Source organism: Rheinheimera sp. (assembly GCF_965283995.1).
Lineage (GTDB): Bacteria > Pseudomonadota > Gammaproteobacteria > Enterobacterales > Alteromonadaceae > Pararheinheimera.
In genome coordinates this window covers 2,970,799-2,993,975 of the sequence record NZ_CBDIQG010000001.1, presented here as the reverse complement: position 1 = coordinate 2,993,975, position 23,177 = coordinate 2,970,799, and the positions used below count along the sequence as shown (strand labels likewise).

Genomic DNA, 23,177 nt, shown 5'->3' with positions numbered 1-23,177 from the left:
CGCGCTTTGCTTGCCTATGTTTTCTGTTTGTGCTGACAGCCTGATGACATCCCCATAAAAAAACCCGGCAACAGCCGGGTTTTTCCAAGGATCATACTTCAGAACTTGCCAACCACTTTGACCGTAGCATCGACTGATGCAGCATCAATATAGCCAATCGCCCCAGGGTCTGCCGCCACTGCAGCTTTCACGTCAGCATCTGTTGCCAGCTCTTTTGGCGGCGTGCCTTTGCCGGTAAATACCAGCTTTGACCAGTACGCTTTCATTTGGCTGGACGACTTTCCTAACACTTTCGTGTCAAATTCGGCCCGCGCCGGTGCTGATTCGGCCAGATTTAACGGTGTGGCTTTGCTACCGTTGTTAAAAGCACTGCCACGCCCGGTAAACAATCGGCTGATCTCAGCCTGATCCAGGCTGGCAGCATTAGACGGGTGCACGACCACTGCGACTTCAGCGGAGGCTGCTGTCGCTGATAAAACCAATGGAATAGCTACAAATTTCAACCAGTTCATGGTTTTCTCCACACTTAGAATACTAAATCAATGCCAAACGTAATGGCTTTACTGTCACCCGCAACCATTTGGCCATTTATGCCGTCATCGGTGACATCGTCGTATTGCACTTTAAATGCTGCTGAACTATGGAAATCCCAGCGCGCGCCAATACTGCTGGTGCTGTGCATCTCAGATTCCGAGTCAAAATCAGCGAAGGAAACAAAAGGTGTCCACTGCCCAACACGATACCCCGCCGACAATAGATAGGTATCAAAATCGCCGCCATCGAGGGTCAGCCGGTTAAATTCGGTCAACACCACCCAATTGTTGTAATCGATGTTGGCCGACAAACCGGCAAACTTACCGCGACGCGAATCATCCCCATCCCAGGTGACTTTCACGCCGTTGCGATAACGTTCATTCTGGTAGGTCATGTAGGTAAAGCGTAAATCCAGCCAGTCACGGTTCAGACTCAGCACGCCACCAACAATATTTTTCCAGATTTCGCGGATTGGCTGCGAACCAAAAAACTCTGATAACAGCTTGTTCTCGGTGTCATCTTCGCGGCCGGTATAGATATTGCCGCTGACGGTCCAATCATTAACCTGATAGTTAAACTGCGCATTCACGCCGTTGTAGTTAAAGATCTGCCAGGTGTAGTTATCCGCCGCCGGGCGGATCCACAGATAGGCGTAGCTGACATCAAAAAAATCAGAATAATAATACAGCGGCAGGCGCTTTTTACCGGCTTGCAGGGTCCAGTGTTCATTCAGCGTGTATGACAAATAAGCCCATTCGAATTCGGCATTAAAATCATCCGCACCGCGGCCAACCACCTGAGCCGTTGCTGTCAGACCTTCCGTCAGGTCCGCGCTGATTTGCAAACCGTACTTCGAATCTGGCTTGAAACTCCAGTCTTCTTCATAAAAACCGACGATTGGATAGTTGGCCAGAAAAGTAGGCTCAAGGCCAAACTCCGGCACCCCTTCCCCACTGAGAACCTTGCCACCGACTACGGATGCAAAACCAGAGATATCAACATCGGCATACACACTGCCGCTGACCATACTTGCAGCCAGTGCGGCTGCAATCAGGGATGTTTTCATCACAAAACTCCTCTCATATTTTCTGCTGCTCCCCTGCCGGGGCTTCATTAAAATACCAGATCAACACCCATCGTCAGCAGACGATCTTTTTCCAGCGTGTAATTGTCCTTTGCTGAGCTTAATTGCACTTTAAAGGCTGCGGACGGGTGGAAGTCATAGCGCATACCAAAACTCCAGGTGTCGCGGTCAGCACGCTGGCTTTCCACTACTGCAGCGACAGTCGCTAACAGTGGCACTTGTGGCGGAATAGCTTTGTAAATGGCTGATTTGCTTACGTCGTCATCTTTTTCATAAGAGATGTATGGGGTGATGCTGTCAAAACGACGACCAACTGAAACGAAATAAGCATCGCGATCAGCCATGTAGGAGTTTTTCACTTTGACGTTGGTATATTCGGTAACAGCAACCCAATTGTTCCGGTCGTAACTCAGACCAAAACCAAAGAAAGTACCTTCATCTTCATTGAAGTCTATCTCTCGGGCTACAGCACCAAAACCAAAAGTGTTTAATGCGCTGAGTAAAGGCGTAAAGGCTGTCGCATTGATCGTCACGTCAGCCATAAAATAGGCGACACGGGCACTAAGCCAGTCATTCGATAACTCCCAGGAGCCACCGGTAACATCCTGTACTTTGCTGCGAGATAATGCGCCGCTCACAGAAATATCCCCTTCATAAGCACCGTATACAAGCTGGATGTTTGACGTCATATCGGCGATTGAGGTGGAGTGATAGAATGAAATACCATCCATAGTGTCGAACTCAACGTCATACACCGCACGTGGCGTGCGGGCCCAGTCAAAGGCATAACCAACGTCGAGGTAATCAGAATATTTGTAGAATGGGATACGGAAACGGCCGGCATTTAACCGCCAATTATCACTGAGCTGATAACTGAGAAATGCCCAGGCAAACTTGGCATCGTAGTCATTGGCACCTTTTGCCATTAGCTGGGCAGTGACCGATAACTTTTCCCCGAGATCAGATGAAAGTTGTACTGCAAACAGCGATTCTTCTTTAAATTCAAGGTCATTGGTATAACCATATAAAGTGTCATCTTTGCCTGTGGTCATGCCACCTTTAATTGAGGCAAAACCATTGATATTTACTTCAGCCAATGCGGTATTTGACGTCACACAGGCTGCAGTCACCACCAATCCAATCAGAGTCTTTTTCATTCACACACGCTCCAGACTTACCACGACATTTTTCAACCAGCTTAGTTCACCGAAGTAAAAAAACCAGAAAATTCAGAACTATAAATTTAAGTTCCGTTGCGTAGAAAAAAATTTGGAGCGGACTTTATATTAGATTTCAGCAACTTACAAGAAATGACACTGATAGACAAAAAAAGCCTGCGACTGCAGGCTTTTAGAGTGGGAATACATCAAGATTCAGTTATAAATCAATGGCCTTCGCTGACCATATTGATCGTATATTTAGGAATTTCAACGACCAGATCAACATCACTGACCCGCGCCTGACAACCGAGGCGGGATTCCGGTTCAAGCCCCCAGGCCTTATCCAACATGTCCTCTTCCAGTTCATCACTTTCGTTCAGTGAATAAAAACCTTCACGCACCACCACATGACAAGTGGTACAGGCGCAGGATTTTTCGCAGGCATGCTCGATAGAAATGCCATTTTTCAGCGCGACATCCAGAATCGTCTCACCGGTAGTGGCTTCTAGTGCAGCACCATCGGGACATAATTCCGGGTGTGGTAAAAAAATAATCTGGGGCATATCAGACCTCGTCGACCTTGTGACCCTGCAACGCCATCCGGATAGACATATCCATCCGTCGCGCCGCAAAATCATCAGTTAAATGATTGGTATGTTCGATAGCTGCTTTGATTGCAGCGGTATCTTCACTGTTGGCCAGCTGCAACAGTTGATGCAACGCCAGTTCAATCTGGTGTAATTCGCTGGCAGACAATAAATGTGCATCCGCGCTAATTGCCGCAGAAACGGCTTCGTGTACCCGATTCGCTTCCACCTGCTGTTCACGCAACAGCCGCAACTGCATATCCTGCTTGGCGTATAGCATCGAGTTTTGAATCATCTGCGCCACCTGGTCATTGCTCAGACCATATGATGGCTTCACTTCAATGGACGCACTGACGCCACTGGATTTCTCTTGTGCAATCACACTGAGCAAACCATCCGCATCGACCTGGAACGTAACGCGGATATGCGCGCCTCCGGCAGCCATCGGCGGGATCCCGGTCAAATCGAAACGGGCCAGTGAACGGCAATCGCTAACACCTTCCCGCTCGCCCTGCAGCACATGGATCGCCATTGCGGTCTGACCGTCTTTAAAAGTGGTAAATTCCTGCGCCCGTGCGACCGGGATCACGGTATTACGTGGAATAATTTTTTCCACCAGACCGCCCATGGTTTCAATACCGAGCGACAGTGGGATCACATCTAGCAGCAGAGTATCGCTGTCCGATTTATTGCCTACCAACACGTTGGCCTGGATGGCCGCACCGATGGCAACCACTTTATCCGGATCGATCGATGTCAGCGGTTCTGTTTCAAATAATTCTGCTACCGCCTGGCGTACCAATGGTACACGGGTAGATCCACCGACCATCACCACTTTGGCGACGTCGGACACATCAAGGCCAGCATCACGCAGCGTCTGTTTACAGGCTCGCAGCGTGCGGCGCACTAAAGGTTGCACTAATTCTTCAAACTCAGCACGGCTCAGGCTGAATGTCGTGGCGATGCCTGCAACATCCAGCTGATAGCTATAGCTATCGACGCTACTGATGGCTTCTTTGATTTGGCGGGATAACTGCAATAACTGGCGCAATTGTTGATGGCTCAGTTCAGTCAGACCTGCCTGCTGTTTAAGGTGACTCAATACCAGGTGGTCAAAATCGTCACCGCCCAATGCAGAATCGCCGCCGGTAGCCAGTACTTCAAATACGCCACGGCTCAAACGCAGGATAGAGATATCAAAAGTGCCGCCACCGAGGTCATACACCGCAATCACGCCTTCCTGACCAGAATCCAGGCCATATGCCAGCGCCGCAGCTGTAGGTTCGTTTAATAACCGCAAGACATTCAGACCGGCCAGACGTGCCGCATCTTTGGTCGCCTGACGCTGGGCATCATCAAAATAAGCCGGCACAGTGATGACGACGCCAGTCAGTTCGCCACCCAGTGTCTGACTGGCTGTATCTGCCAGCGTCGCGAGAATTTCTGCTGACACTTCCACCGGGTTTTTCACGCCTGCGATAGTCTCCAGCGCGACCAGACCTTGCTGATCGACCAGCTGATACGGTAAATCCGCAGCATGCGCCAGCGTTTCCTGATAACCACGGCCCATCAGGCGTTTGACCGAAACAATAGTATTATGCGGATCCAGTGCTGCGTCCGCCTGCGCTGCTTTCCCCACAATCACCTTGTCAGCGGTGTAACGCACGACCGATGGCACCATGTCATCACCCTGCTTATTTTGCAGCGTTCTGGCTTCACCACTGCGTACCGTGGCAACTAATGAATTGGTGGTGCCAAGGTCAATACCGGCAGCGAGTTTGTGTTGATGTGGCGCGGCGCTTTGGCCGGGTTCAGCAATTTGTAATAAGGCCATGGCGTTTAGTCTTGTGTCTGCTGTGCAATAAACTCAAGCTCTTGCTCGAGTTTGAAGAAAAATTTGAGTTTGCGGATTATATCAGCCGCAGCTAAATCCTGCTCGTGTGTGTCATGGCCGAAGGCGGCACTTAATGTGGCCAACAGCTGCTTTTTCTGCAAACGGATTTGCCGCTCCGCGTCATCAATCAATGCATCAGGATCCGGCGCGTCGGCGATCTCGGCCAGCAACTCGCGCAATTCCATTTGTTGTAGCAGAAAAACCGTATCGGTGAAGCTGCGTTGCTCGGCACTAATTTTGACACCGCGCAGCGCCAACAGATGCTCGGCGCGTAGTAAAGGCTGTTTCAGACTGTGGTAGCCATCATTGATATTGGCAGCTTGTTGCACCGCCAACAAACGGTCCCGTTCTGAAGCGCTGGCGAAGTTATCCGGGTGGAATTGCTTCTGCAGCGCCAGATAACGCGTGCCCAGCTCGGTCAGATCCACATCAAACTGCGCAGGAAGCTGAAACAGCTGGTAATAATTCATCGATGTACCTGTCTAAACGGTAAAGCTCTCACCACAACCGCATTCGCCATTGACGTTTGGATTGTTAAACTGAAAACCTTCGTTTAAGCCTTCTTTGACAAAATCCAACTGCGTGCCGTCGATGTAGACCAGGCTTTTGCCGTCGACGATGATTTTTAAATCGTCTTGCTCAAAAACCTGATCATCCTCGTTAAGATCATCAACAAATTCCAGCACATAAGCCAGGCCAGAACAACCTGTGGTCTTAACGCCGACACGCAGGCCCAGGCCTTTGCCACGGTTAGTCAGAAAACTACGCACTCGATCTGCGGCTGCGCTTGTCATCGTGATCGCCATCGCAATTAACTCCCGTGACGTTGCTTGTAATCTGCAATCGCCGCTTTAATCGCGTCTTCTGCCAGGATAGAACAGTGAATTTTCACAGGAGGCAATGCCAGTTCCTGCGCGATGTCGGTGTTTTTGATTTGTGCTGCTTCATCCAGGCTTTTGCCTTTGACCCATTCAGTGACCAGGCTGCTGGACGCAATAGCGCTGCCACAACCGTATGTTTTGAACTTGGCGTCTTCGATAATGCCCTGTTCATTCACTTTGATTTGCAGTTTCATCACGTCACCACAGGCCGGAGCACCGACCATGCCAGTAGCGACCGTTGGGTCGTCTTTGGCAAATGCGCCGACGTTGCGTGGGTTTTCGTAGTGATCGATAACTTTGTTGCTGTATGCCATGATCTTTACCTCAATTCAAGCTGGGTTTGCGCCCCGCCTGTGCTTAGTGAGCCACCCAGGCCACTGTATTTAAATCAATACCGTCTTTGTACATGTCCCACAACGGCGACATTTCACGTAATTTGGCAATCGCTTCGTGCACGATTTTGATCGTGTGATCAATCTGCTCTTCAGTGGTAAAACGGCCGATACTGAAGCGAATGGAGCTGTGCGCCAGTTCATCGGACAATCCCAGCGCACGCAGCACGTACGAAGGTTCCAGACTGGCAGACGTACAGGCAGAACCTGAAGAAACAGCGATGTCTTTCAGCGCCATAATCAGTGATTCGCCCTCAACATAGTTGAAGCTGATATTGGTAATGCCCGCCACGCGGTGGGTGGCATCGCCATTTAAGAACACCTGTTCGATGTCTTTGATGCCATCCCACAACCGCTGACGCAGTGTGGCAAAGCGTTGATTTTCTTCGGCCATTTCCAGTTTTGCGATCCGGAAAGCTTCGCCCATCGCCACGATTTGGTGCGTCGGTAAAGTGCCTGAACGCATGCCGCGCTCGTGACCACCGCCGTGAGTTTGTGCTTCTAACCGGATCCGTGGTTTGCGGCGCACGTACAATGCACCAATCCCTTTTGGACCGTAAATTTTGTGGGCTGAAAACGACATCAGGTCAATTTTCAGTGCCTGCAAGTCAATGTCGACTTTGCCGGCAGCTTGGGCTGAATCGACATGGAAAATAGTGCCATTGGCCCGGCACAGCTCGCCAATCGCGGCAACATCCTGCACCACACCGATTTCGTTGTTCACCATCATCACGCTAACGACTGTGGTATCCGGCCGCAATGCAGCTTTAAATTTTTCCAGATCTAATAAGCCGTTGGCTTCTACATCCAGATAAGTCACTTCAAAGCCTTCGCGCTCCAGTGCACGCATAGTGTCCAGCACAGCTTTGTGCTCGGTACGCAGCGTGATCAGGTGTTTACCTTTTTTATGGTAAAACTGCGCAGCGCCTTTAATCGCGAGGTTATTGGACTCGGTGGCGCCTGACGTGAACACGATTTCGCGTGGATCCGCATTGATCAAATCGGCGATTTGACTGCGGGCGACTTCAATTGCTTCTTCCGCCTGCCAGCCAAACCGGTGTGAACGTGAGGCCGGGTTACCGAACTCACCATCCATCGTCAGGTATTGCATCATTTTTTCCGCAACCCGCGGATCAACCGGGGTAGTTGCGGCATAGTCTAAATAAATCGGTAACTTCATGCTGGGCTCCGTCTGAAGTCTACAACTGGCAATTGACTTCAATTTCGCTGATAGGATGTTTTAACTGCCGGCTATCCTGCCGCTTGGCCACGCGCTGAATTTCATGCTGGCTGACCAATTCACCCAGAGTGATCTGGGTCAGAAAATCTTCGATGCGACCGCTTAAATCGCTCCACAAACTGTGGGTCAGGCATTTGGCACCGCCCTGACAATCGGATTTACCCTGGCAACGGGTGGCGTCGACTGACTCGTCAACGGCGCTGATCACTTCAGAGACGCTGATAAGTGCTGCCGGTTTACCCAGCTGATAACCACCGCCGGGACCACGCACACTGCTGACCAGACCATGTTTACGTAAGCGGGCGAACAATTGTTCAAGATAAGATAAGGATATTTCCTGACGAACCGAAATGTCAGCCAAAGGTACCGGGCCGGAGCTGGCATGCAGCGCCACATCCAGCATGGCGGTGACGGCATAACGCCCTTTCGAGGTAAGTCGCATCTGAACTCCGGAGTCCGGTTGAGGGATGGCGCCGATTTTACATTCCTGACTGATTTAGTCAAGTATTAATCCTACTAAATTAGTCAGGTATTATTGCTGTTCCGGCGACATTCACGGACTAAATCGTCGGGTCAAACTCGTCCAGTTGCTGCTTGCGTTGTTCCGCCGCCAGCCGTTCCGCTTCGCGAAACGCCTCATCTTCAATATTCATCGTCGGCACTTCAGTGCAGACGTTGCCACCGAGCTGATTGACGCTCTGGCACAACTCCGCCACTTTGTTATCCAGGCAATGCATATGGTCCAGCATCCGGCCTATCGCATTGGCGACCGGGTCTGGGTTATCGCTGGCAACCGCGTACGCATCAAAACCAAATTTTTTCGCCAGCTGCTGGCGCTGCTCTGTCACTTCAACACCTTGTTTGGCGACAATACGGCCCGGGATCCCAACGACTGTCGCGCCGGCTGGTACATCTTTGACCACCACGGCATTGGAGCCAATGCGGGCATTTTCGCCGACATACAAAGGCCCAAGAATTTTGGCCCCGGCGCCAATGACGACGTTGTTGCCCAGGGTCGGATGGCGTTTGCCTGGGTTCCAGCTGGTGCCGCCAAGTGTCACGCCATGGTATAGCGTGACGTCATCACCGATCTCGGCGGTTTCGCCGATCACAACGCCCATGCCATGGTCAATAAAAAAACGACGGCCGATTTTGGCCCCCGGATGGATTTCGACGCCGGTCAGCCAGCGCGCAATAGTACTTAAAAACCGCGCCAGCCATTTAAAATTAGCGCGCCACAGCCGGTGGTTCATCCGGTGCCACCAAATCGCATGTAAACCCGGATAGTTGGTCAGTACTTCGATAAAATTACGCGCTGCCGGATCGCGTTCAAATACGCTCTTAATGTCTTCTCTGATGCCTGCAAACATAGCCCGATCCTTGTATTAATCGTCTTGCCGGCCCTGCCGGCCAAAGCGCTGCACTGAGGTTAAAATGCCGCGCAAAATATTCAGTTCAGTTTCATCGGGCCGCGCCCGGCTAAACAACCGGCGCAGCTTAATCATGATATGGCCAGGATGCTGGCGGATAATAAAACCGGTCTGGTCCAGCGTGGTTTCCAGATGCTGATAAAAACCTTCCAGTTGCTCTGCTGTTGGGTATTTCTCCGGCACATCGGCAGGCGGCAATGTTTGTTCACCTAACAACGCCATGCGGATCTCGTAACTGACGACTTGTACCGCCATCGCCAGATTCAGCGAGGTGTACTCGGCGTTGGTCGGAATACACAGATGAAAATTACATTGCCTGAGTTCATCGTTGGATAAACCATTACTCTCGCGGCCAAACACGATAGCTACCGGGCCCTGCGCCACTTCTGCGGCAACTTTAAGACCGCACTGACGCGGGTCCAGCACGGCCATATCCTGGCTCTTGGCTTTATGGCTGGTGCCAATCACCAGCGGGCAATCAGCGATGGCGGCGCTCAGACTGTCGACAATCCGGGCATTGGCCAATACATCACTGGCGCCGGCAGACAATGCATACGCCTGACCGTCGACTTCGGTTTTTGGCGACACCAGCACCAGCTGCGACAACCCCATGGTTTTCATCGCCCGCGCCACTGAGCCAATATTGCCGCTGTGGGTGGTTTCAATCAGGACGATGCGGATCTGTGCAAACATGAATAATGAGCCCGGGCTGCTGTCATGCCCAGAGAAAAGGCATAGCATTGTAAAAAAGAGCGGCATTTTAGCATAAGGCTTTCACTGTTGGGCAGGAAAAAAAGATGTCTGGCCATCTAAAATTCAAAGTCTGAAGCTGTGACTTCGACGTATTTGCCACTGCAAAGCCCTGATGGCTTTGCTAGAATAGCGCCCGTTTCCCCCACAATAAGGATAGATCGCATGAAAGCTCTGACTTCGCTCGTGGTTATTTCCAGTTTGTTCGCCCTTTCTTCCTTTAATGTTACTGCAGATACCGCCGCCATTCAGGCCGCAGTCGACAACCCGGTCCGCAGTGCCACCAACAAAGCCCGTGACCAATATCGCCATCCGGTAGAAACACTGAGTTTCTTCGGCGTTACGCCACAAAGTACTGTGGTAGAAATCTCTCCCGGCGGTGGCTGGTACACTGAAATTCTGGCGCCGTTGCTGCAACAACAAGGCAAATATTACGCCGCACATCAGCCAAAAGATGCCAAATCTGAATATGCGCAAAAAAGTCGCGCTGACTATCTGGCAAAACTCGCCGCCAATCCGGTCTACAGCAAAGTCGAAGTGACTGAATTTTCCGCTGCTGGTGGCAAACAAATCGCACCGGCAGGCAGCGCAGATGTCGTGCTGACGTTCCGCAACCTGCACAACTGGTACATGGCCAAAGGCGATGAAAGCCTGCTGACCGCATTTAAATCATTCCATGCCGCGTTAAAACCGGGTGGCGTGCTGGGCGTGGTAGAACATCGCCTGCCAGAGAGCAAACTGAATACTGACTGGCAGAAATCCGGTTATATGCCGCAAAGCCTGGTGATCAAGCTGGCAGAACAGGCCGGTTTTGTTTTAGACGGCAGCAGTGAAGTGAATGCCAATCCAAAAGATACCGCCGACCATCCGGGCGGCGTCTGGGCATTACCGCCTACATACACCAATAAAGAGCAGGATAAAGCCAAATATCAGGCGATTGGTGAAAGCGACCGGATGACTCTTAAATTCCGTAAACCTGCAACTAAATAAGTGGATAAACCGATGAAAGTTCTTGTGATTGGCGGCGGTGGCCGTGAACATGCGCTGGCCTGGAAAGCGGCACAATCGCCAAAGGTTAGTCAGGTGTTTGTGGCACCGGGTAACGCCGGTACTGCACTGGAAAGTACTTTAACCAACGTCGCCATTGCGGCTGATGATGTCCCGGCGTTGCTGGCGTTTGCCAAGGCTGAACAGATAGCATTGACTATTGTTGGCCCTGAAGCACCCCTGGCGCGCGGCGTGGTCGATGCGTTTCGGGCTGATGGCCTGGCTATCTTTGGCCCCACCAAAGGTGCAGCGCAGCTGGAAAGCTCTAAGGCATTTGCTAAAGACTTCCTGGCCCGGCATCAAATCCCGACGGCCACTTACCAGACTTTCACCGATATCTCGGATGCAAAAGCATTCGTAACTGAAATGGGCACACCTATCGTGATCAAGGCTGATGGCCTGGCCGCCGGTAAAGGCGTGATCATTGCCCAGACTGAAGCCGAAGCTTTTGCTGCCATTGAAGATATGCTGGCCGGCAACAAGTTTGGCAGCGCCGGTAGCCGTGTTGTCATCGAAGAATTTCTGGTCGGTGAAGAATCGTCGTTTATCGTCATGGTAGACGGCCAGCACGCGCTGGCTTTTGCCTCTTCACAAGACCATAAAGCCCGCGATGATGCCGATAAAGGCCCAAATACCGGTGGTATGGGCGCTTATTCACCGGCTCCGGTAGTCACACCTGCGGTGCACGATTGGGTGATGCAGCAAGTGATCTATCCAACGGTGCAGGGTATGGCAGCAGAAGGCCAGGTCTATACCGGCTTCCTTTATGCTGGTTTGATGATCGCGCCAGACGGCACGGCCAAAGTACTGGAATTTAACTGCCGCTTTGGCGATCCGGAAACACAACCAATCATGCTGCGCCTGCAGTCGGATTTGGTTGAGCTCTGTGCAGCTGCCTGTGAGGGCAAGCTCGATACACAGCAGATCCAATTCGACCAACGTGCCGCAGTCGGCGTGGTACTGGCTGCCGGTGGTTATCCGGATGACTATCGCAAAGGCGATGTGATTTCTGGGCTACCGACCGACGATAACCTGGAAGCCAAAGTGTTCCATGCCGGCACTGTACTGAAAGACGGCCAGGTACTGACAGCTGGTGGCCGGGTGTTGTGTGCGACCGCCTTAGGTGCCAATGTGACTGCTGCACAGCAAGCCGCTTATCAGCTGGTGGATCAAATCCACTGGGATGGCGTATTCAGTCGCCGTGACATCGGCTATCGTGCCGTGGCGCGGGAACAGCAGAAGTAAAAGCTCAGTTTTGTATTGACCTTATAAAATGCCGGCAGTTGCCGGCTTTTTTTCCGGCCGGTTTTCCGGCGGCTAACCAGGATAAGCATCATGCGTTTGACCTTGACCCCAATTGCGCTGCTGCTCAGCAGTCTCAGTGCCCCGCTGCTGGCCGCAGAATGCACCACACCTTTTATTGCCATCCATGATATTCAAGGCCCTGGCGATAAAAGCCCAAAGGTGGGCACCACCCTGACCACCCGTGGTGTGGTGTTAGCGGTGTTATATGCCGACAGTAAAAACCCGCAGTTACTGCTTGGCAGCATCACCGCGGACCAAAACCCGCTGAGCAGTGAAGCATTGCTGGTCACCGACAGCCAACAAGCCAAACAACGCCAGGCCGGTGATGTGATCCAACTGACCGGTACCGTGCGCGAAATGGCCGGCATGACCGCGCTGACCAATATCACGCAAGCCGAATACTGCAGCCGGCAGCCGTTACCTGCCGCCACAGCGTTGACCTTGCCTGTCGCATCACCAGAGGCGTTTGAGGCGCTGGAAGGCATGTTGCTGAGCTTCGCCCAGCCGCTGATCGTCAACGATAGTTATGGCCTGTCGCGTTATGGCGAACTGGTGCTGGCCAATGAACGCCTGCCGGTCGCGACCGAAGTGGCGTTGCCAGGCGATGCGTCAAAAGCGCTGATGGCCAAACAAGCGTTGCAGGAAATCACTATTGATGATGCCAGCATGAAACAGAACCCGCAGCCCGTGCGCTTTCCGACCGGCGATCTGTCGGCCAGCAATACAGTGCGGGTTGGCGATACCGTTAATAAGCTGCAAGGGTATTTGCTGCAAACCAAAGTGGGCTATCGTGTCGTCGTCAGTCAGCAACCTGAATTTGTTGCGACCAACCCACGTCCGGCCGCGCCTGCCGCGAAAAAAGCCGGCGAGCTGCGCGTTGCCAGCTTTAACGTGCTGAATTTCTTTACCGGCGAAGGCAACAGCCCGCGCTTCCCGACCAAACGCGGCGCGACCGATGCGAATGAATTGCAGCGCCAGCAAGCCAAAATGTTGGCGGCACTGGCGGCGATGGACGCCGATGTGATTGGTTTATTAGAAGTCGAAAATAACGGCTTCGGGCCCGGCAGCGCTTTGGCCACCATAGTGCAAAGCCTGAACCAGCAACTCGGCAGCGAAGTCTATGCCTTTGTTCAGCCCAGCGAAAAGCCGGGTTCTGACGATATCATGGTGGCGATGATTTACCGTAGAGCCAATGTCGAGCCAATCGGCACCACGGCGGTCTACACCAAGGCGCCGTTTGACAAAGGCAGCCGGCCACCACTGGCGCAAAGCTTCCGCGATCTGACGTCCAAACAGCAGCTGACCGTCAGCATTAATCACTTTAAATCTAAAGGCAGTTGTCCGAAACAAGCAGGACCGGATTCAGACCTGAATGACGGTCAGGGTTGCTGGACGCCGACCCGGGTCGCGGCAGCAAAAGCACTGACCGAATGGCTGAAGACCGAACCGACCGGCATCGATACGGACTATGTGCTGGTGATGGGTGACTTAAACGCCTACCGCAAAGAAGCGCCGCTGCAATATCTGGAGCAAAACGGTTGGCAGCATCTGGCGCCCAAAGATGCCGTGCATTCGTCATTTGTTTATCGGGGCCGCTCTGGCACATTGGACCATGCCCTGGCCAGCTCGCAGCTGAAAGCCAAGCTGCAGCAATTCCACCATTGGGGAATTAACGCTGACGAGCCGGCAGTGCTGGATTACAACACTGAGTTTAAGTCCAAAGCACAGCAACAATCATTGTATGCCCCGACGCCTTACCGCTCGTCGGATCATGACCCGCTGTATATGGACTTTAAGTTCTAAATAGCACAAAGCCCCGCTCGCGGGGCTTTGTTTTCAGCAATGCACTCAGACACTGAGTGCCGCACGGACTATCATGCTGAACACTGCGCCGACGCCAACAACCCAGACTATCGATCGCAGCAGAGCGTAATCCAGCAGATACAACAAAATAAACGCCACCCGGCAGCCTACATACAACCAGGCCAGCACCTGCATCGTTAGATCGTAATTTCCGCTGACAACACAACCAAGCACCGCCGCCAGAAACAGCTGCAACGCTTCAAAACTATTGTAATGCGCTGCGTTGGCGCGGGCGCCCATCCCTTCCAAACGCGCTTGTTGCGCCCGCGGCAGGTGATTGTCGTAACCACCGAGTTGATTCATCGCGCGTGCAACCGGCAGTCGTGCCAGATAAGGCAACAAAGCGACGGCAAATAGTGCCCACAGAATAACGGCCATTACCCCTCCTGTTCACAAACAAAGGCCAGCACTGGCTGTACCGGATTAAGTTTAAAACGGCTGACTTTGCCGTCACACTGTTTGGATAAATCAGCCCAGGGCAACCAATGATCGCCACTCAGCTGAAAAACATATTTGCCGGCGCTGACCAGCACAGTGCCTTGACTGGTGATGGCCAGATCCTGTCCATTGGCCGGCATCGGCAACAGTGCTTCGGCTTTTTTGCCGCCGGCCTGATAACGCCACAACCACAGCGGGCTATCGGCTGGCTGGCCAGGTCTTGGTGCGGTAAAGAAGAACCGGTCGCTATTGGCCTGATATAACAGCGCACGGCCAATATGGCCGGCCAGCGTGGTCAGTTCGCCATCTTTGGTGCGATACACAGCGCGATTTGGCCCGGTGCTGTCTTCGAGTAAAAACAACAGTAAATCCTGATCAGAGCCCCAAACGTGGTAACCGACGCCTTTTAGTTCCGGATACAGCAGCTGCTCAGTCTGGCTGTTAATTTGCCATAAGCGCTGCGTGCCATCGGCTTCAACCCGCACCACCGAGTAGTCGCTATCTGAACCCGGCACTGGCGTGGCGGAAAATTCGCCAAAAGTGGTGGCGCGCAGCGCTTTGCCGACTCCGCCCTCGCTTAGCAGTAGCCAATGAATATCGGTCGCCATCGGACCTGTACCGGCCTGCGCCGTCCACAATAACCGGCTGCCGTCGCGGCTGAATGCCGGTTGATTCTGATAACCTTTTTGCTGAATAGTGCCAAGGACTTTGCTGATCGCAACGCCCCGTTCGGCGCTCTGATACTGTGCATAATGAATGACGTACTGCGGGTCCGCGCTGGCGCTGACAGCCAGAAACAACGCGGCAAGACTGAACACTTTCATGAAATTCCTGTTGAATAAGTCGAAGACGACATCCGCTGCCGCTTGCTGTGACTTCACTTTATCCTTTATGGTAAGACCAAAGCAAATTACAGCGGAGTGCGCGGATGTCACAAAAAAACCCGATTATTGCCGTGACCGGCTCCTCCGGAGCAGGCACCACGACCACGACCAATGCCTTTTCCCATATTTTCCGCACCCAGGGCATTGATGCGGCTTTTGTGGAAGGCGATTGTTTCCACCGCTACAGCAGACCGGAAATGGACGTCGAAGTTCGCAAAGCCAAAGAACAAGGCCGGCATATCAGTTATTTTGGTGCCGAAGCTAACGATTTCGGCGCATTGGAAAACTGCTTTGCCAATTATGCCGAACACGGCAGCACCAAAATCCGTAAATACCTGCACACCTTTGACGAAGCGGTGCCGTTTAATCAGCTGCCCGGCACTTTTACGCCCTGGCAGGAGATCCGGCCTGAGACAGATTTATTGTTTTATGAAGGCCTGCATGGCGGCGTGGTCACCGACAATCATAACGTCGCACAACATGTCGATTTGCTGATTGGCATGGTGCCGATCATCAACCTCGAATGGATCCAGAAGATCATGCGGGACACCTCGGAGCGCGGCCACTCGCGCGAAGCGGTGATGTCCAGCATCGTACGCAGCATGGATGATTACATCAACCATATCACGCCGCAGTTCTCGCGCACCCATATCAACTTCCAGCGCGTGCCGACGGTGGACACCTCCAACCCGTTCAGCGCCAAAGATATTCCATCGCTGGATGAAAGTTTTGTCGTGATCCGTTTTCGCGGCATCAAACATGTCGATTTCCCGTATTACCTGCAGATGCTGCAAGGGTCTTTTATGTCGCGGGTCAATACGCTGGTGGTGCCGGGCGGCAAGATGGGGCTGGCGATGGAACTGATTTTAACACCGCTGATTGAAGAGCTGATGGTCAAACGCCGCCAGGCGCGTGGTCAGGTCAACTGGTTGGAATGAGTGGTTGGAATGAGCGGCTGGAATGAGATGCCGGCACGGCGGTGTACTACAGCAACAACTGCCAATAACCGACACTGTGCCACTGGCCGAACTTAAAACCTATATCGGGCAACAGCGCCACCTGAGTCATGCCACATTTTTCATGCAGGGCCACACTGCCCGGATTCGGCTGCACGATGCCGCCCAGGGCGGCGTGATAGCCGGCGGCTTTGAGTGCGGCAAACAACTGCTGATACAGCGCATAGCCGAGCCCCCGGCCCTGCGCAGACGGTTTCAGATACACAGTCACTTCCACTGAATAGCGATAAGCAGCGCGGGCTTTCCACGGCGTGGCATAACAATAGCCGACCACATCTTCATCAAGCACCGCCACCAGATAAGGCAAACCTTGCTGCAGTACGGTGGAGATCCGGCTTGCCATCTCATCCACCGGCACCGCCTGCTCTTCAAAGCTGACGGCCGTATGCTCAACATAATGGTTATAAATCGCTGCAATTGCCGCGGCGTCAGTCACTTCAGCCAGTCGAATGAAATCACTCATTTTGCGGTTGGTTCCATCACTACTCTGCGGCAAATACCGGCTGATTTAGCCTAAATCCGGCAGATTGCGGCCATAAAAAATCTCGCGCATTTCGCGTTTGACCTTTTTCGCGATGTTCTGCTGTTCGTCAGTTGCCACAGATTCAACACCAGCACCAAAGATGTAATTGTCCAGCTCGAAGTCTTTTAACATCATTTTGGTGTGGAACAGGTTTTCCTGATAAACGTTGACGTCAATCATCTGATAAGCATTTTTGGTCGCGTCATCCATAAAGTTCTGGATCGAATGGATTGGGTGATCGATGTAATGCTTCACACCGCTGACATCACGGGTAAAACCCCGCACGCGGTAATCGATGGTGACAATGTCCGACTCAAAACTGTGGATCAGGAAATTCAGCGCTTTCAGTGGAGAGATCACGCCGCAGGTTGACACTTCGATGTCAGCACGGAAAGTACAGATGCCGTCATGCGGGTGGTGTTCCGGATAGGTGTGCACGCAGATGTGGCTTTTATCCAAATGAGCCACTATCGCATCTGGTGTTGGGCCTGCAGCATGCTCTTCCATCGGTTCTTCACAGACCAGAATGGTCACGCTGGCGCCTTGCGGGTCATAGTCCTGCCGCGCAATATTGAGGATATTGGCGCCGATGATATGCACCACTTCGGTCAGGATGTCGGTCAGCCGGTCGGCGTTATATTGCTCATCGATATAGGAAATATATTCCTGTCGTTGCTGATCGGTCTGCGCGTAGCAAATGTCGTAAATACTGAAACTCAGGCTTTTGGTTAAATTGTTAAAGCCATGCAGCTTCAATTTTTCAAAAGGTTTTACCACGGTATTCGGCTCTCCGCTGAGTGACGTGCACTCAGTATAGGTTAGTCAACTGCAGAACTGGCAACTGTCAGCCCTGTGGCTGCAGCTCGCTTGGGATCACAGCGAAAGAATGCGTTACTGTCATCGCTTTTTGCAGCATGATCGACACTGAACAATATTTCTCGGCCGACAAATTGACTGCGCGCTCGACATGTTTTTCACTGACGTTAAAGCCCGTCACTTCAAAATGCAGATGGATTTTGTCAAACACCCGTGGCACTGAATCAACCCGCTCACCACTTAACACCACACGACAATGCGTGACCTGTTGTTTGGCTTTTTGCAGGATGCTGACCACGTCAACTGACGAGCAGGCACCGGCCGACATCAGTAACATTTCCATCGGGGTTGGTGCGACACCATCGTCTTTATTTGAGTCAAATACTACGGCATGGCCTGAACCAGAACGGCCAATAAAATTGCTGTCACCTGCCCAACTGACGGTGGCGTGAAGTTGATTATTCTCAGCCATGAAAGGCTCCTGCTGTCCGGGGGAAAAGGCTATTCTAGCGAAAAAAGTGCTTCGCCTGCCAGCAGTTATGCCGATGTCGGACCGACTTAGTCCATCAAATGCGCGATGGCGGTATCAAACAGATTTTTAATCAGTAAGGAAACTTCATTAATCAGTTCAATTTGCTCTTCGGTGGCTGGCTTTTCGATAACTGAGGCCAGTACTTCCTGAAAGTCGTACATGATGCCATCCACTTCGCGGATGATTTGGCTGCGGTGGATCGTTTCCAGCTCCGTGTGCTGCAGACATAACTGGATAATTTGCTCGGCAATCAGCTCTTCAATGATCACACCCAGCGTTTTGCGATGCGACGTCGGCGTGCCTTGTTGCTCGAATAACGCTAAATGTTCGGTTAAAAACTGGATCAGATGTTCATAACCGGGTTTGTCCGTGACCATAGCTCTGCGTACCGGGAATTAATGAGGGACTTCAATCTGCCACAGATTGCATTTCAGCGTAAAGCGCTGAGCTTAAAAATATATCTGCGATGGCTGAAGGGCAAGTCAGCAAGCAAATTCGTTGCATAAAGTTTGTGCTTTATGCAACGAAACAGCCGGTGCCAGCGTCAGAACTGCAAACCCGGTGACAACTGCACCGGCAGTTCAGTGCGCGCCAGTTCTACCGAGGCTACCGGATAAGCGCAATAGTCTGCCGCATAATAGGCACTGGCGCGGTGATTGCCACTGCCGCCGATACCACCAAAAGGCGCGGCCGAGCTGGCGCCGGTGATAGGCCGGTTCCAGTTGACAATACCAGCGCGGATGCGGCGGAAGAAACGCTGGTACAGCGCTTCATTGTCCGATAGCAAACCCGCCGACAACCCAAAACTGGTCTGGTTCGCGGCCGTGATGGCTGCATCAAAATCAGTGAAACGGAACACTTTTAACAACGGGCCAAAATGCTCTTCATCCGGCAACGCCTGTGCGGCCGAGCAGTCCAGGATCCCCGGTGTCAGTAAGCCGGTGTCCGCCGCCAGCAAACGCATCGGCAGCAACACGCGGGCGCCAAGTTCGGTTAGTTGGTCCTGCACGGCCAACATGCCCAGCGCGACTTTATTGGATATCATCGAACCAATAAACGGCTGCTCTGCAGCATCGTATAACCCGACGCGGATATTGGCGCTGACTTCGAGTAACCGCGCCAGGATCGCGTCACCAACCTCACCTACCGGTAAATACAGACGACGGGCACAAGTACAACGCTGACCGGAAGAAATAAACGCCGATTGGATAATGTCATGCACAGTGGCATCGATATCACTGACATCGGCCACGATCAGCGGGTTATTGCCGCCCATTTCCAGCGCCAGAATTTTGTCCGGCCGGCCGGCAAACTGTTGATGTAAAAAATGGCCGGTGCGCGAGCTGCCGGTGAAAAACAGCCCGTCCAGCTCCGGATGCGCGGCGATGGCTTTGCCGGTCACCACTTCGCCCTGCAATAAGTTCAGCACGCCAGCCGGTAAGCCGGCCGCTTGCCATAGTTTCACCGTGGCTTCTGCTACCTTCGGCGTCATTTCACTGGGTTTAAACACCACAGTATTGCCCGCCAGTAACGCCGGAATAATATGGCCGTTGGGTAAATGCCCCGGGAAGTTATAAGGACCAAATACCGCGACCACGCCATGCGGTTTGTGCCGCAGCACAGAGCGGCCTTGTGGCATTGGGTTTTCTTTTTCACCGGTGCGTTCCTGATAGGCCCGGATCGAGATATCGACTTTACCAATCATCGCCGCCACTTCGGTGCGGGTTTCCCACAGAGGTTTACCGGTGTCTTCAGCAATGCAAAGCGCTAATGCTTCTTTGTGTTCATTCAGTTGCTGGCCAAAGGCGCGGATATAATCGGCGCGCTGATGGAAAGTAAGATCTGCCCAGGCATCAAATGCAGCGCGGGCTGCCCGAAATGCTTGATCAACCTGTTGTTCTGAGGCGGCCTGACCTTGCCAGATTTGCTGGTTTTTCGCCGGATCTATTGAACTGAAAACTAGTCCCTCGCCCGCAAGCCACTGACCGTTAATAAACTGCACTTGTTGTGTCATCACACTATTCCTTCAAAACGGGCTTATAAACGGGCTAAACGCACCCAGTCACCATCACTGACCTGCAGCGCTTCGGCAAACTCTGCCGGCAGATTCACCTCAGTGGCGGTCTCTGCGACATGCAGGTGCGTCCAGCTGGCGCGGAAATTCTCGCGGTCGGTATTGCAAACCAGATAAGGCTGACCACCGCTGACCGGCGCGATCCGCACCTGCAGACGGCGGCTGTTGCGCGCAGTCCGGATATGCTCGAGCTTGGCTTCGACCGTTGGGCCGGCATCAAAAATATCGACATAACCGGTGGTGGAGAAACCTTCAGATTGCAGCAGTTGTAGCGCCGGCCGGGTTTTTTCATGCACTTTGCCAATCACCGCCTGCGCTTCTTTACTGAGCAGGCTGACGTAAATCGGGTATTTCGGCATCAGCTCGGCGATAAAGACTTTCTGCCCAATGCCGGTCAGGTAATCGGCTGTTGGAAAGTCGACCGAAAAGAAGTGTTCCTGCAACCATTCCCAGAATGGGGAGTTGCCGTTCTCGTCCGACACGCCACGCATTTCGGCGATGATACGATCTGAAAAACGCTCGCGAAATTCCGCCATAAACAAGAAGCGAAACCGCGACAACATCTTGCCGCTGTTTTTCTCGCGGCGGTGTTCGCGCAGGAATAAAGTACAGAGCTCAGTGGCACCGGTGTAATCGTTACACAGCGTCAGGATATCTACCGTTTTGTAGACGCCTAAAGCCCGCGACGTATGGACAACCTTACCCAGATGATAGTTATAAAACGCATCATCCAGACCTACAGCAGCTTCTATGGCACTGGTGCCACAGATTTCGCCGGTCGCAGTGTCTTCCAGCACAAACAAGTACCCCTCATCGCACGGGGTACTGACGGCTTTGCGAAAACTCTGTTCCGACCGCTTAATTTTGCGCTGCAGCAGCTCATCATTGACCGGCAATGAGGTAAATCCATGGCCGGATTCCACCGCCATTTCATAGAGCACCGGGAAATCTGCGGCGCGGATTGGACGGATCACCATCATAGGTCGCTTCCTCGGAGTTGTGCGGGGGCTTCAATCCCGCAATGTTTTGCTTTATCCGGCGGCTTGTTATTGTTGTTCGCGGCCGCCGTTGCTTCGTTTTACCCTTCATCCTTGAAGATTCGGGGGTGTTGGCCGCCTTCACTCACACTAGTCACATAGCTATCTATGTTCCTAGCGCTTCGTTCAGTTGCCGCCTACCCGAATCTTCAATGCTTTTGGGTAAATAACTTACATCCCTGAATATTCGGGGTATTTGATACTTAACCCTGCACCACTTTCGCTACAGCACGGTCAAACCGGGCCATGCCTTCGATAATGTCTGCATCCGGGATCACCAGACTTGGTGCAAACCGCACTACGTCATAACCGGCCATCAGCACAAACAGCCCTTCGGCTGCAGCGGCTAACAGGAAATCACGCGAACGGCCTTTGTATTGCTCGTTTAACGCAGCGCCTAATAGCAAGCCCTGGCCACGCACGGCGCTGAACACATGATATTTGGCGTTAATTTTCTCAAGCTCAGCACGAAACAGTGCTTCTTTGGCTAAAACGCCGTCTAACACTGCAGGCTGATTGATGGTGTCGATGGCGGCATAAGCCACAGCGCAACCCAGCGGATTGCCGCCATAAGTAGAACCATGGGTACCGACTTTCAGGTGCAAAGCAATCTCAGTGGTGGTCAGCATGGCGCCGATTGGGAAACCACCGCCGAGTGACTTGGCGCTGGTCAGAATGTCCGGCACCACCGGCGTATGCATATAGGCATACAGTTTGCCGCTACGGCCAACACCGGTTTGCACTTCATCAAAAATCAGCAGGGCATTGTGCTGGTTACAAAGTTCACGCACGCCTTGAATAAACTCGGCTGTGGCCGGGATAATGCCGCCTTCGCCTTGTACCGGTTCCATAATCACGGCGCAGGTATTGTCAGAAATCAGCGCTTTGAGGCTATCGAGATTGTTGAATTCAGCATGCAATACAGCCGCAGGCTTTGGCCCGAAACCATCTGAATAGGCCGCCTGACCGCCAACGGTCACAGTGAAAAAAGTCCGGCCGTGGAAGCTTTTGCCAAAAGAAATGATGTCTTGTTTGTGCTCACCGAATTTCTCCAGTGCCCAGCGCCGCGCCAGTTTTAATGCGGCTTCGTTGGCCTCAGCGCCTGAGTTGGCAAAGTATACTTTGTCGGCGAAGGTATTATCGACCAGCTGTTTTGCCAGACGCAGCGCCGGCTCGTTGGTCATCACGTTGCTTAAATGCCACAGCTTGCCGGCTTGTTCTGTCAGCGCATTCACCAGCGCCGGATGGCAATGGCCTAATGAACTTACCGCAATACCGCCGGCAAAATCGACATATTCGCGGTCATCCTGGTCCCAGACACGGGAACCCTGGCCACGCACCGGAATAATTGGCGCCGGTGCGTAGTTTGGCACCATGACTTCATCAAACAAAGCGCGGGTAACGGGTAAAGCTGCTGACATGGTAAGTTCCTCTGAGTGCGGGAGGCCGTGATTGGCTTATGCAATTATGCAAAATTACGGCAGATTTTTATTCAGAATTATTTGGCAGTATTACAGAAAAAAACCGCGAAGTCTCGGGTAAAAATCGCTGAAAAGCGCGAAAATAAAGGGCTGCAGATAGATTTGCATTTCAGGTGAATAACTAAGCAACTCATTGTTTCCGTATGCAGGCGCCGACTCAGTGCTGGCGCGCTACAGAACGACAACAGCCGGCAGAGCCGGCTGTTGCA

At 52.5% G+C, this 23,177-nt stretch carries 25 protein-coding genes; 4 read left to right on the top strand and 21 right to left on the bottom strand.

The window, feature by feature from the left end; all coding sequences use genetic code 11:
* Nucleotides 1–98: 98 nt before the first annotated feature.
* From ACQ66Q_RS13345 to trmJ, 12 genes are all read right to left on the bottom strand, one after another.
* The gene (locus ACQ66Q_RS13345; protein ID WP_430457257.1) at nt 99–512 is read right to left on the bottom strand and encodes a phosphate ABC transporter substrate-binding protein; all 414 of its coding nucleotides are present in this window, start codon (nt 510–512) and stop codon (nt 99–101) included.
* A gap of 14 nt (nt 513–526) precedes the next feature.
* The gene (locus ACQ66Q_RS13340; RefSeq protein ID WP_430457256.1) at nt 527–1,600 is read right to left on the bottom strand and encodes a porin; all 1,074 of its coding nucleotides are present in this window, start codon (nt 1,598–1,600) and stop codon (nt 527–529) included.
* A gap of 47 nt (nt 1,601–1,647) precedes the next feature.
* A complete protein-coding gene (locus ACQ66Q_RS13335; RefSeq protein WP_430457255.1) occupies nt 1,648–2,775 on the bottom strand; it encodes a porin in 1,128 nt (375 codons plus the stop codon).
* Between the two features lie 227 nt (nt 2,776–3,002).
* Nucleotides 3,003–3,341: an ISC system 2Fe-2S type ferredoxin gene (fdx, locus tag ACQ66Q_RS13330; RefSeq protein ID WP_430457254.1), complete on the bottom strand. Its 339-nt coding sequence runs from the start codon at nt 3,339–3,341 to the stop codon at nt 3,003–3,005.
* Between the two features lies 1 nt (nt 3,342).
* A complete protein-coding gene (gene hscA, locus ACQ66Q_RS13325) occupies nt 3,343–5,199 on the bottom strand; it encodes a Fe-S protein assembly chaperone HscA (protein WP_430457253.1) in 1,857 nt (618 codons plus the stop codon).
* A gap of 5 nt (nt 5,200–5,204) precedes the next feature.
* Complete coding sequence (gene hscB, locus ACQ66Q_RS13320; RefSeq protein WP_430457252.1) at nt 5,205–5,729, bottom strand: co-chaperone HscB; 525 nt, start codon at nt 5,727–5,729, stop codon at nt 5,205–5,207.
* 12 nt (nt 5,730–5,741) lie between these two features.
* Complete coding sequence (gene iscA / locus ACQ66Q_RS13315; RefSeq protein WP_208931769.1) at nt 5,742–6,065, bottom strand: iron-sulfur cluster assembly protein IscA; 324 nt, start codon at nt 6,063–6,065, stop codon at nt 5,742–5,744.
* A 5-nt stretch (nt 6,066–6,070) separates the two neighbouring features.
* Nucleotides 6,071–6,454 (bottom strand): Fe-S cluster assembly scaffold IscU, encoded by a 384-nt coding sequence (gene iscU, locus ACQ66Q_RS13310; protein ID WP_377244026.1) that lies wholly within the window; start codon nt 6,452–6,454, stop codon nt 6,071–6,073.
* Between the two features lie 43 nt (nt 6,455–6,497).
* Entirely contained in the window at nt 6,498–7,712 is a 1,215-nt protein-coding gene (locus ACQ66Q_RS13305) for an IscS subfamily cysteine desulfurase (protein ID WP_430457251.1), read from the bottom strand.
* A 19-nt stretch (nt 7,713–7,731) separates the two neighbouring features.
* Nucleotides 7,732–8,214, bottom strand: coding sequence for a Fe-S cluster assembly transcriptional regulator IscR (gene iscR, locus ACQ66Q_RS13300; protein WP_377244032.1), 483 nt, complete (start codon nt 8,212–8,214; stop codon nt 7,732–7,734).
* A 118-nt stretch (nt 8,215–8,332) separates the two neighbouring features.
* Complete coding sequence (cysE, locus tag ACQ66Q_RS13295) at nt 8,333–9,142, bottom strand: serine O-acetyltransferase (protein WP_430457250.1); 810 nt, start codon at nt 9,140–9,142, stop codon at nt 8,333–8,335.
* Nucleotides 9,143–9,157: 15 nt separating this feature from the next.
* Nucleotides 9,158–9,895 carry a tRNA (cytosine(32)/uridine(32)-2'-O)-methyltransferase TrmJ gene (gene trmJ / locus ACQ66Q_RS13290; RefSeq protein WP_430457249.1) on the bottom strand — a complete coding sequence of 246 codons (738 nt, stop codon included), beginning with the start codon at nt 9,893–9,895 and terminating at the stop codon, nt 9,158–9,160.
* A 222-nt stretch (nt 9,896–10,117) separates the two neighbouring features.
* Here trmJ and ACQ66Q_RS13285 point away from each other — a divergent pair, with 222 nt between their 5' ends.
* The 3 genes from ACQ66Q_RS13285 to ACQ66Q_RS13275 all read left to right on the top strand — a co-directional run bounded on the left by ACQ66Q_RS13285 (nt 10,118) and on the right by ACQ66Q_RS13275 (nt 14,107).
* Nucleotides 10,118–10,942, top strand: a complete 825-nt coding sequence (locus ACQ66Q_RS13285; RefSeq protein WP_430457248.1) for a class I SAM-dependent methyltransferase — start codon at nt 10,118–10,120, stop codon at nt 10,940–10,942.
* Nucleotides 10,943–10,954: 12 nt separating this feature from the next.
* Nucleotides 10,955–12,244, top strand: a complete 1,290-nt coding sequence (gene purD, locus ACQ66Q_RS13280) for a phosphoribosylamine--glycine ligase (RefSeq protein WP_430457247.1) — start codon at nt 10,955–10,957, stop codon at nt 12,242–12,244.
* Between the two features lie 90 nt (nt 12,245–12,334).
* Nucleotides 12,335–14,107 (top strand): ExeM/NucH family extracellular endonuclease, encoded by a 1,773-nt coding sequence (locus ACQ66Q_RS13275; protein WP_430457246.1) that lies wholly within the window; start codon nt 12,335–12,337, stop codon nt 14,105–14,107.
* A 45-nt stretch (nt 14,108–14,152) separates the two neighbouring features.
* On the opposite strand, the gene ACQ66Q_RS13270 is transcribed toward ACQ66Q_RS13275, so the two are convergent.
* Entirely contained in the window at nt 14,153–14,545 is a 393-nt protein-coding gene (locus ACQ66Q_RS13270) for an MAPEG family protein (protein ID WP_377244050.1), read from the bottom strand.
* Nucleotides 14,545–15,429: a hypothetical protein gene (locus ACQ66Q_RS13265; RefSeq protein ID WP_430457245.1), complete on the bottom strand. Its 885-nt coding sequence runs from the start codon at nt 15,427–15,429 to the stop codon at nt 14,545–14,547. The genes ACQ66Q_RS13270 and ACQ66Q_RS13265 overlap by 1 nt, the downstream gene beginning before the upstream one ends.
* Before the next feature lie 104 nt (nt 15,430–15,533).
* Between ACQ66Q_RS13265 and ACQ66Q_RS13260 the strand changes: the two genes are divergently transcribed.
* Nucleotides 15,534–16,427 carry a phosphoribulokinase gene (locus ACQ66Q_RS13260; protein ID WP_430457244.1) on the top strand — a complete coding sequence of 298 codons (894 nt, stop codon included), beginning with the start codon at nt 15,534–15,536 and terminating at the stop codon, nt 16,425–16,427.
* A 46-nt stretch (nt 16,428–16,473) separates the two neighbouring features.
* Here the strand turns inward: ACQ66Q_RS13260 and ACQ66Q_RS13255 are convergent, their stop codons facing one another.
* The 7 genes from ACQ66Q_RS13255 to ACQ66Q_RS13225 all read right to left on the bottom strand — a co-directional run bounded on the left by ACQ66Q_RS13255 (nt 16,474) and on the right by ACQ66Q_RS13225 (nt 22,908).
* Nucleotides 16,474–16,968: an arsinothricin resistance N-acetyltransferase ArsN1 family B gene (locus ACQ66Q_RS13255; protein ID WP_430457243.1), complete on the bottom strand. Its 495-nt coding sequence runs from the start codon at nt 16,966–16,968 to the stop codon at nt 16,474–16,476.
* 45 nt (nt 16,969–17,013) lie between these two features.
* A complete protein-coding gene (gene speD / locus ACQ66Q_RS13250; RefSeq protein ID WP_430457242.1) occupies nt 17,014–17,805 on the bottom strand; it encodes an adenosylmethionine decarboxylase in 792 nt (263 codons plus the stop codon).
* A gap of 67 nt (nt 17,806–17,872) precedes the next feature.
* On the bottom strand, nt 17,873–18,316 hold the full coding sequence (locus ACQ66Q_RS13245) for an OsmC family protein (RefSeq protein ID WP_430457241.1): 444 nt from the start codon (nt 18,314–18,316) through the stop codon (nt 17,873–17,875).
* An 86-nt stretch (nt 18,317–18,402) separates the two neighbouring features.
* Nucleotides 18,403–18,753, bottom strand: a complete 351-nt coding sequence (locus tag ACQ66Q_RS13240; protein WP_430457240.1) for a DUF3802 family protein — start codon at nt 18,751–18,753, stop codon at nt 18,403–18,405.
* A 167-nt stretch (nt 18,754–18,920) separates the two neighbouring features.
* Complete coding sequence (gene astD, locus ACQ66Q_RS13235) at nt 18,921–20,390, bottom strand: succinylglutamate-semialdehyde dehydrogenase (protein ID WP_430457239.1); 1,470 nt, start codon at nt 20,388–20,390, stop codon at nt 18,921–18,923.
* Nucleotides 20,391–20,413: 23 nt separating this feature from the next.
* Complete coding sequence (gene astA / locus ACQ66Q_RS13230; RefSeq protein ID WP_430457238.1) at nt 20,414–21,430, bottom strand: arginine N-succinyltransferase; 1,017 nt, start codon at nt 21,428–21,430, stop codon at nt 20,414–20,416.
* 260 nt (nt 21,431–21,690) lie between these two features.
* The gene (locus ACQ66Q_RS13225) at nt 21,691–22,908 is read right to left on the bottom strand and encodes an aspartate aminotransferase family protein (RefSeq protein WP_430457237.1); all 1,218 of its coding nucleotides are present in this window, start codon (nt 22,906–22,908) and stop codon (nt 21,691–21,693) included.
* Nucleotides 22,909–23,177 lie beyond the last annotated feature (269 nt).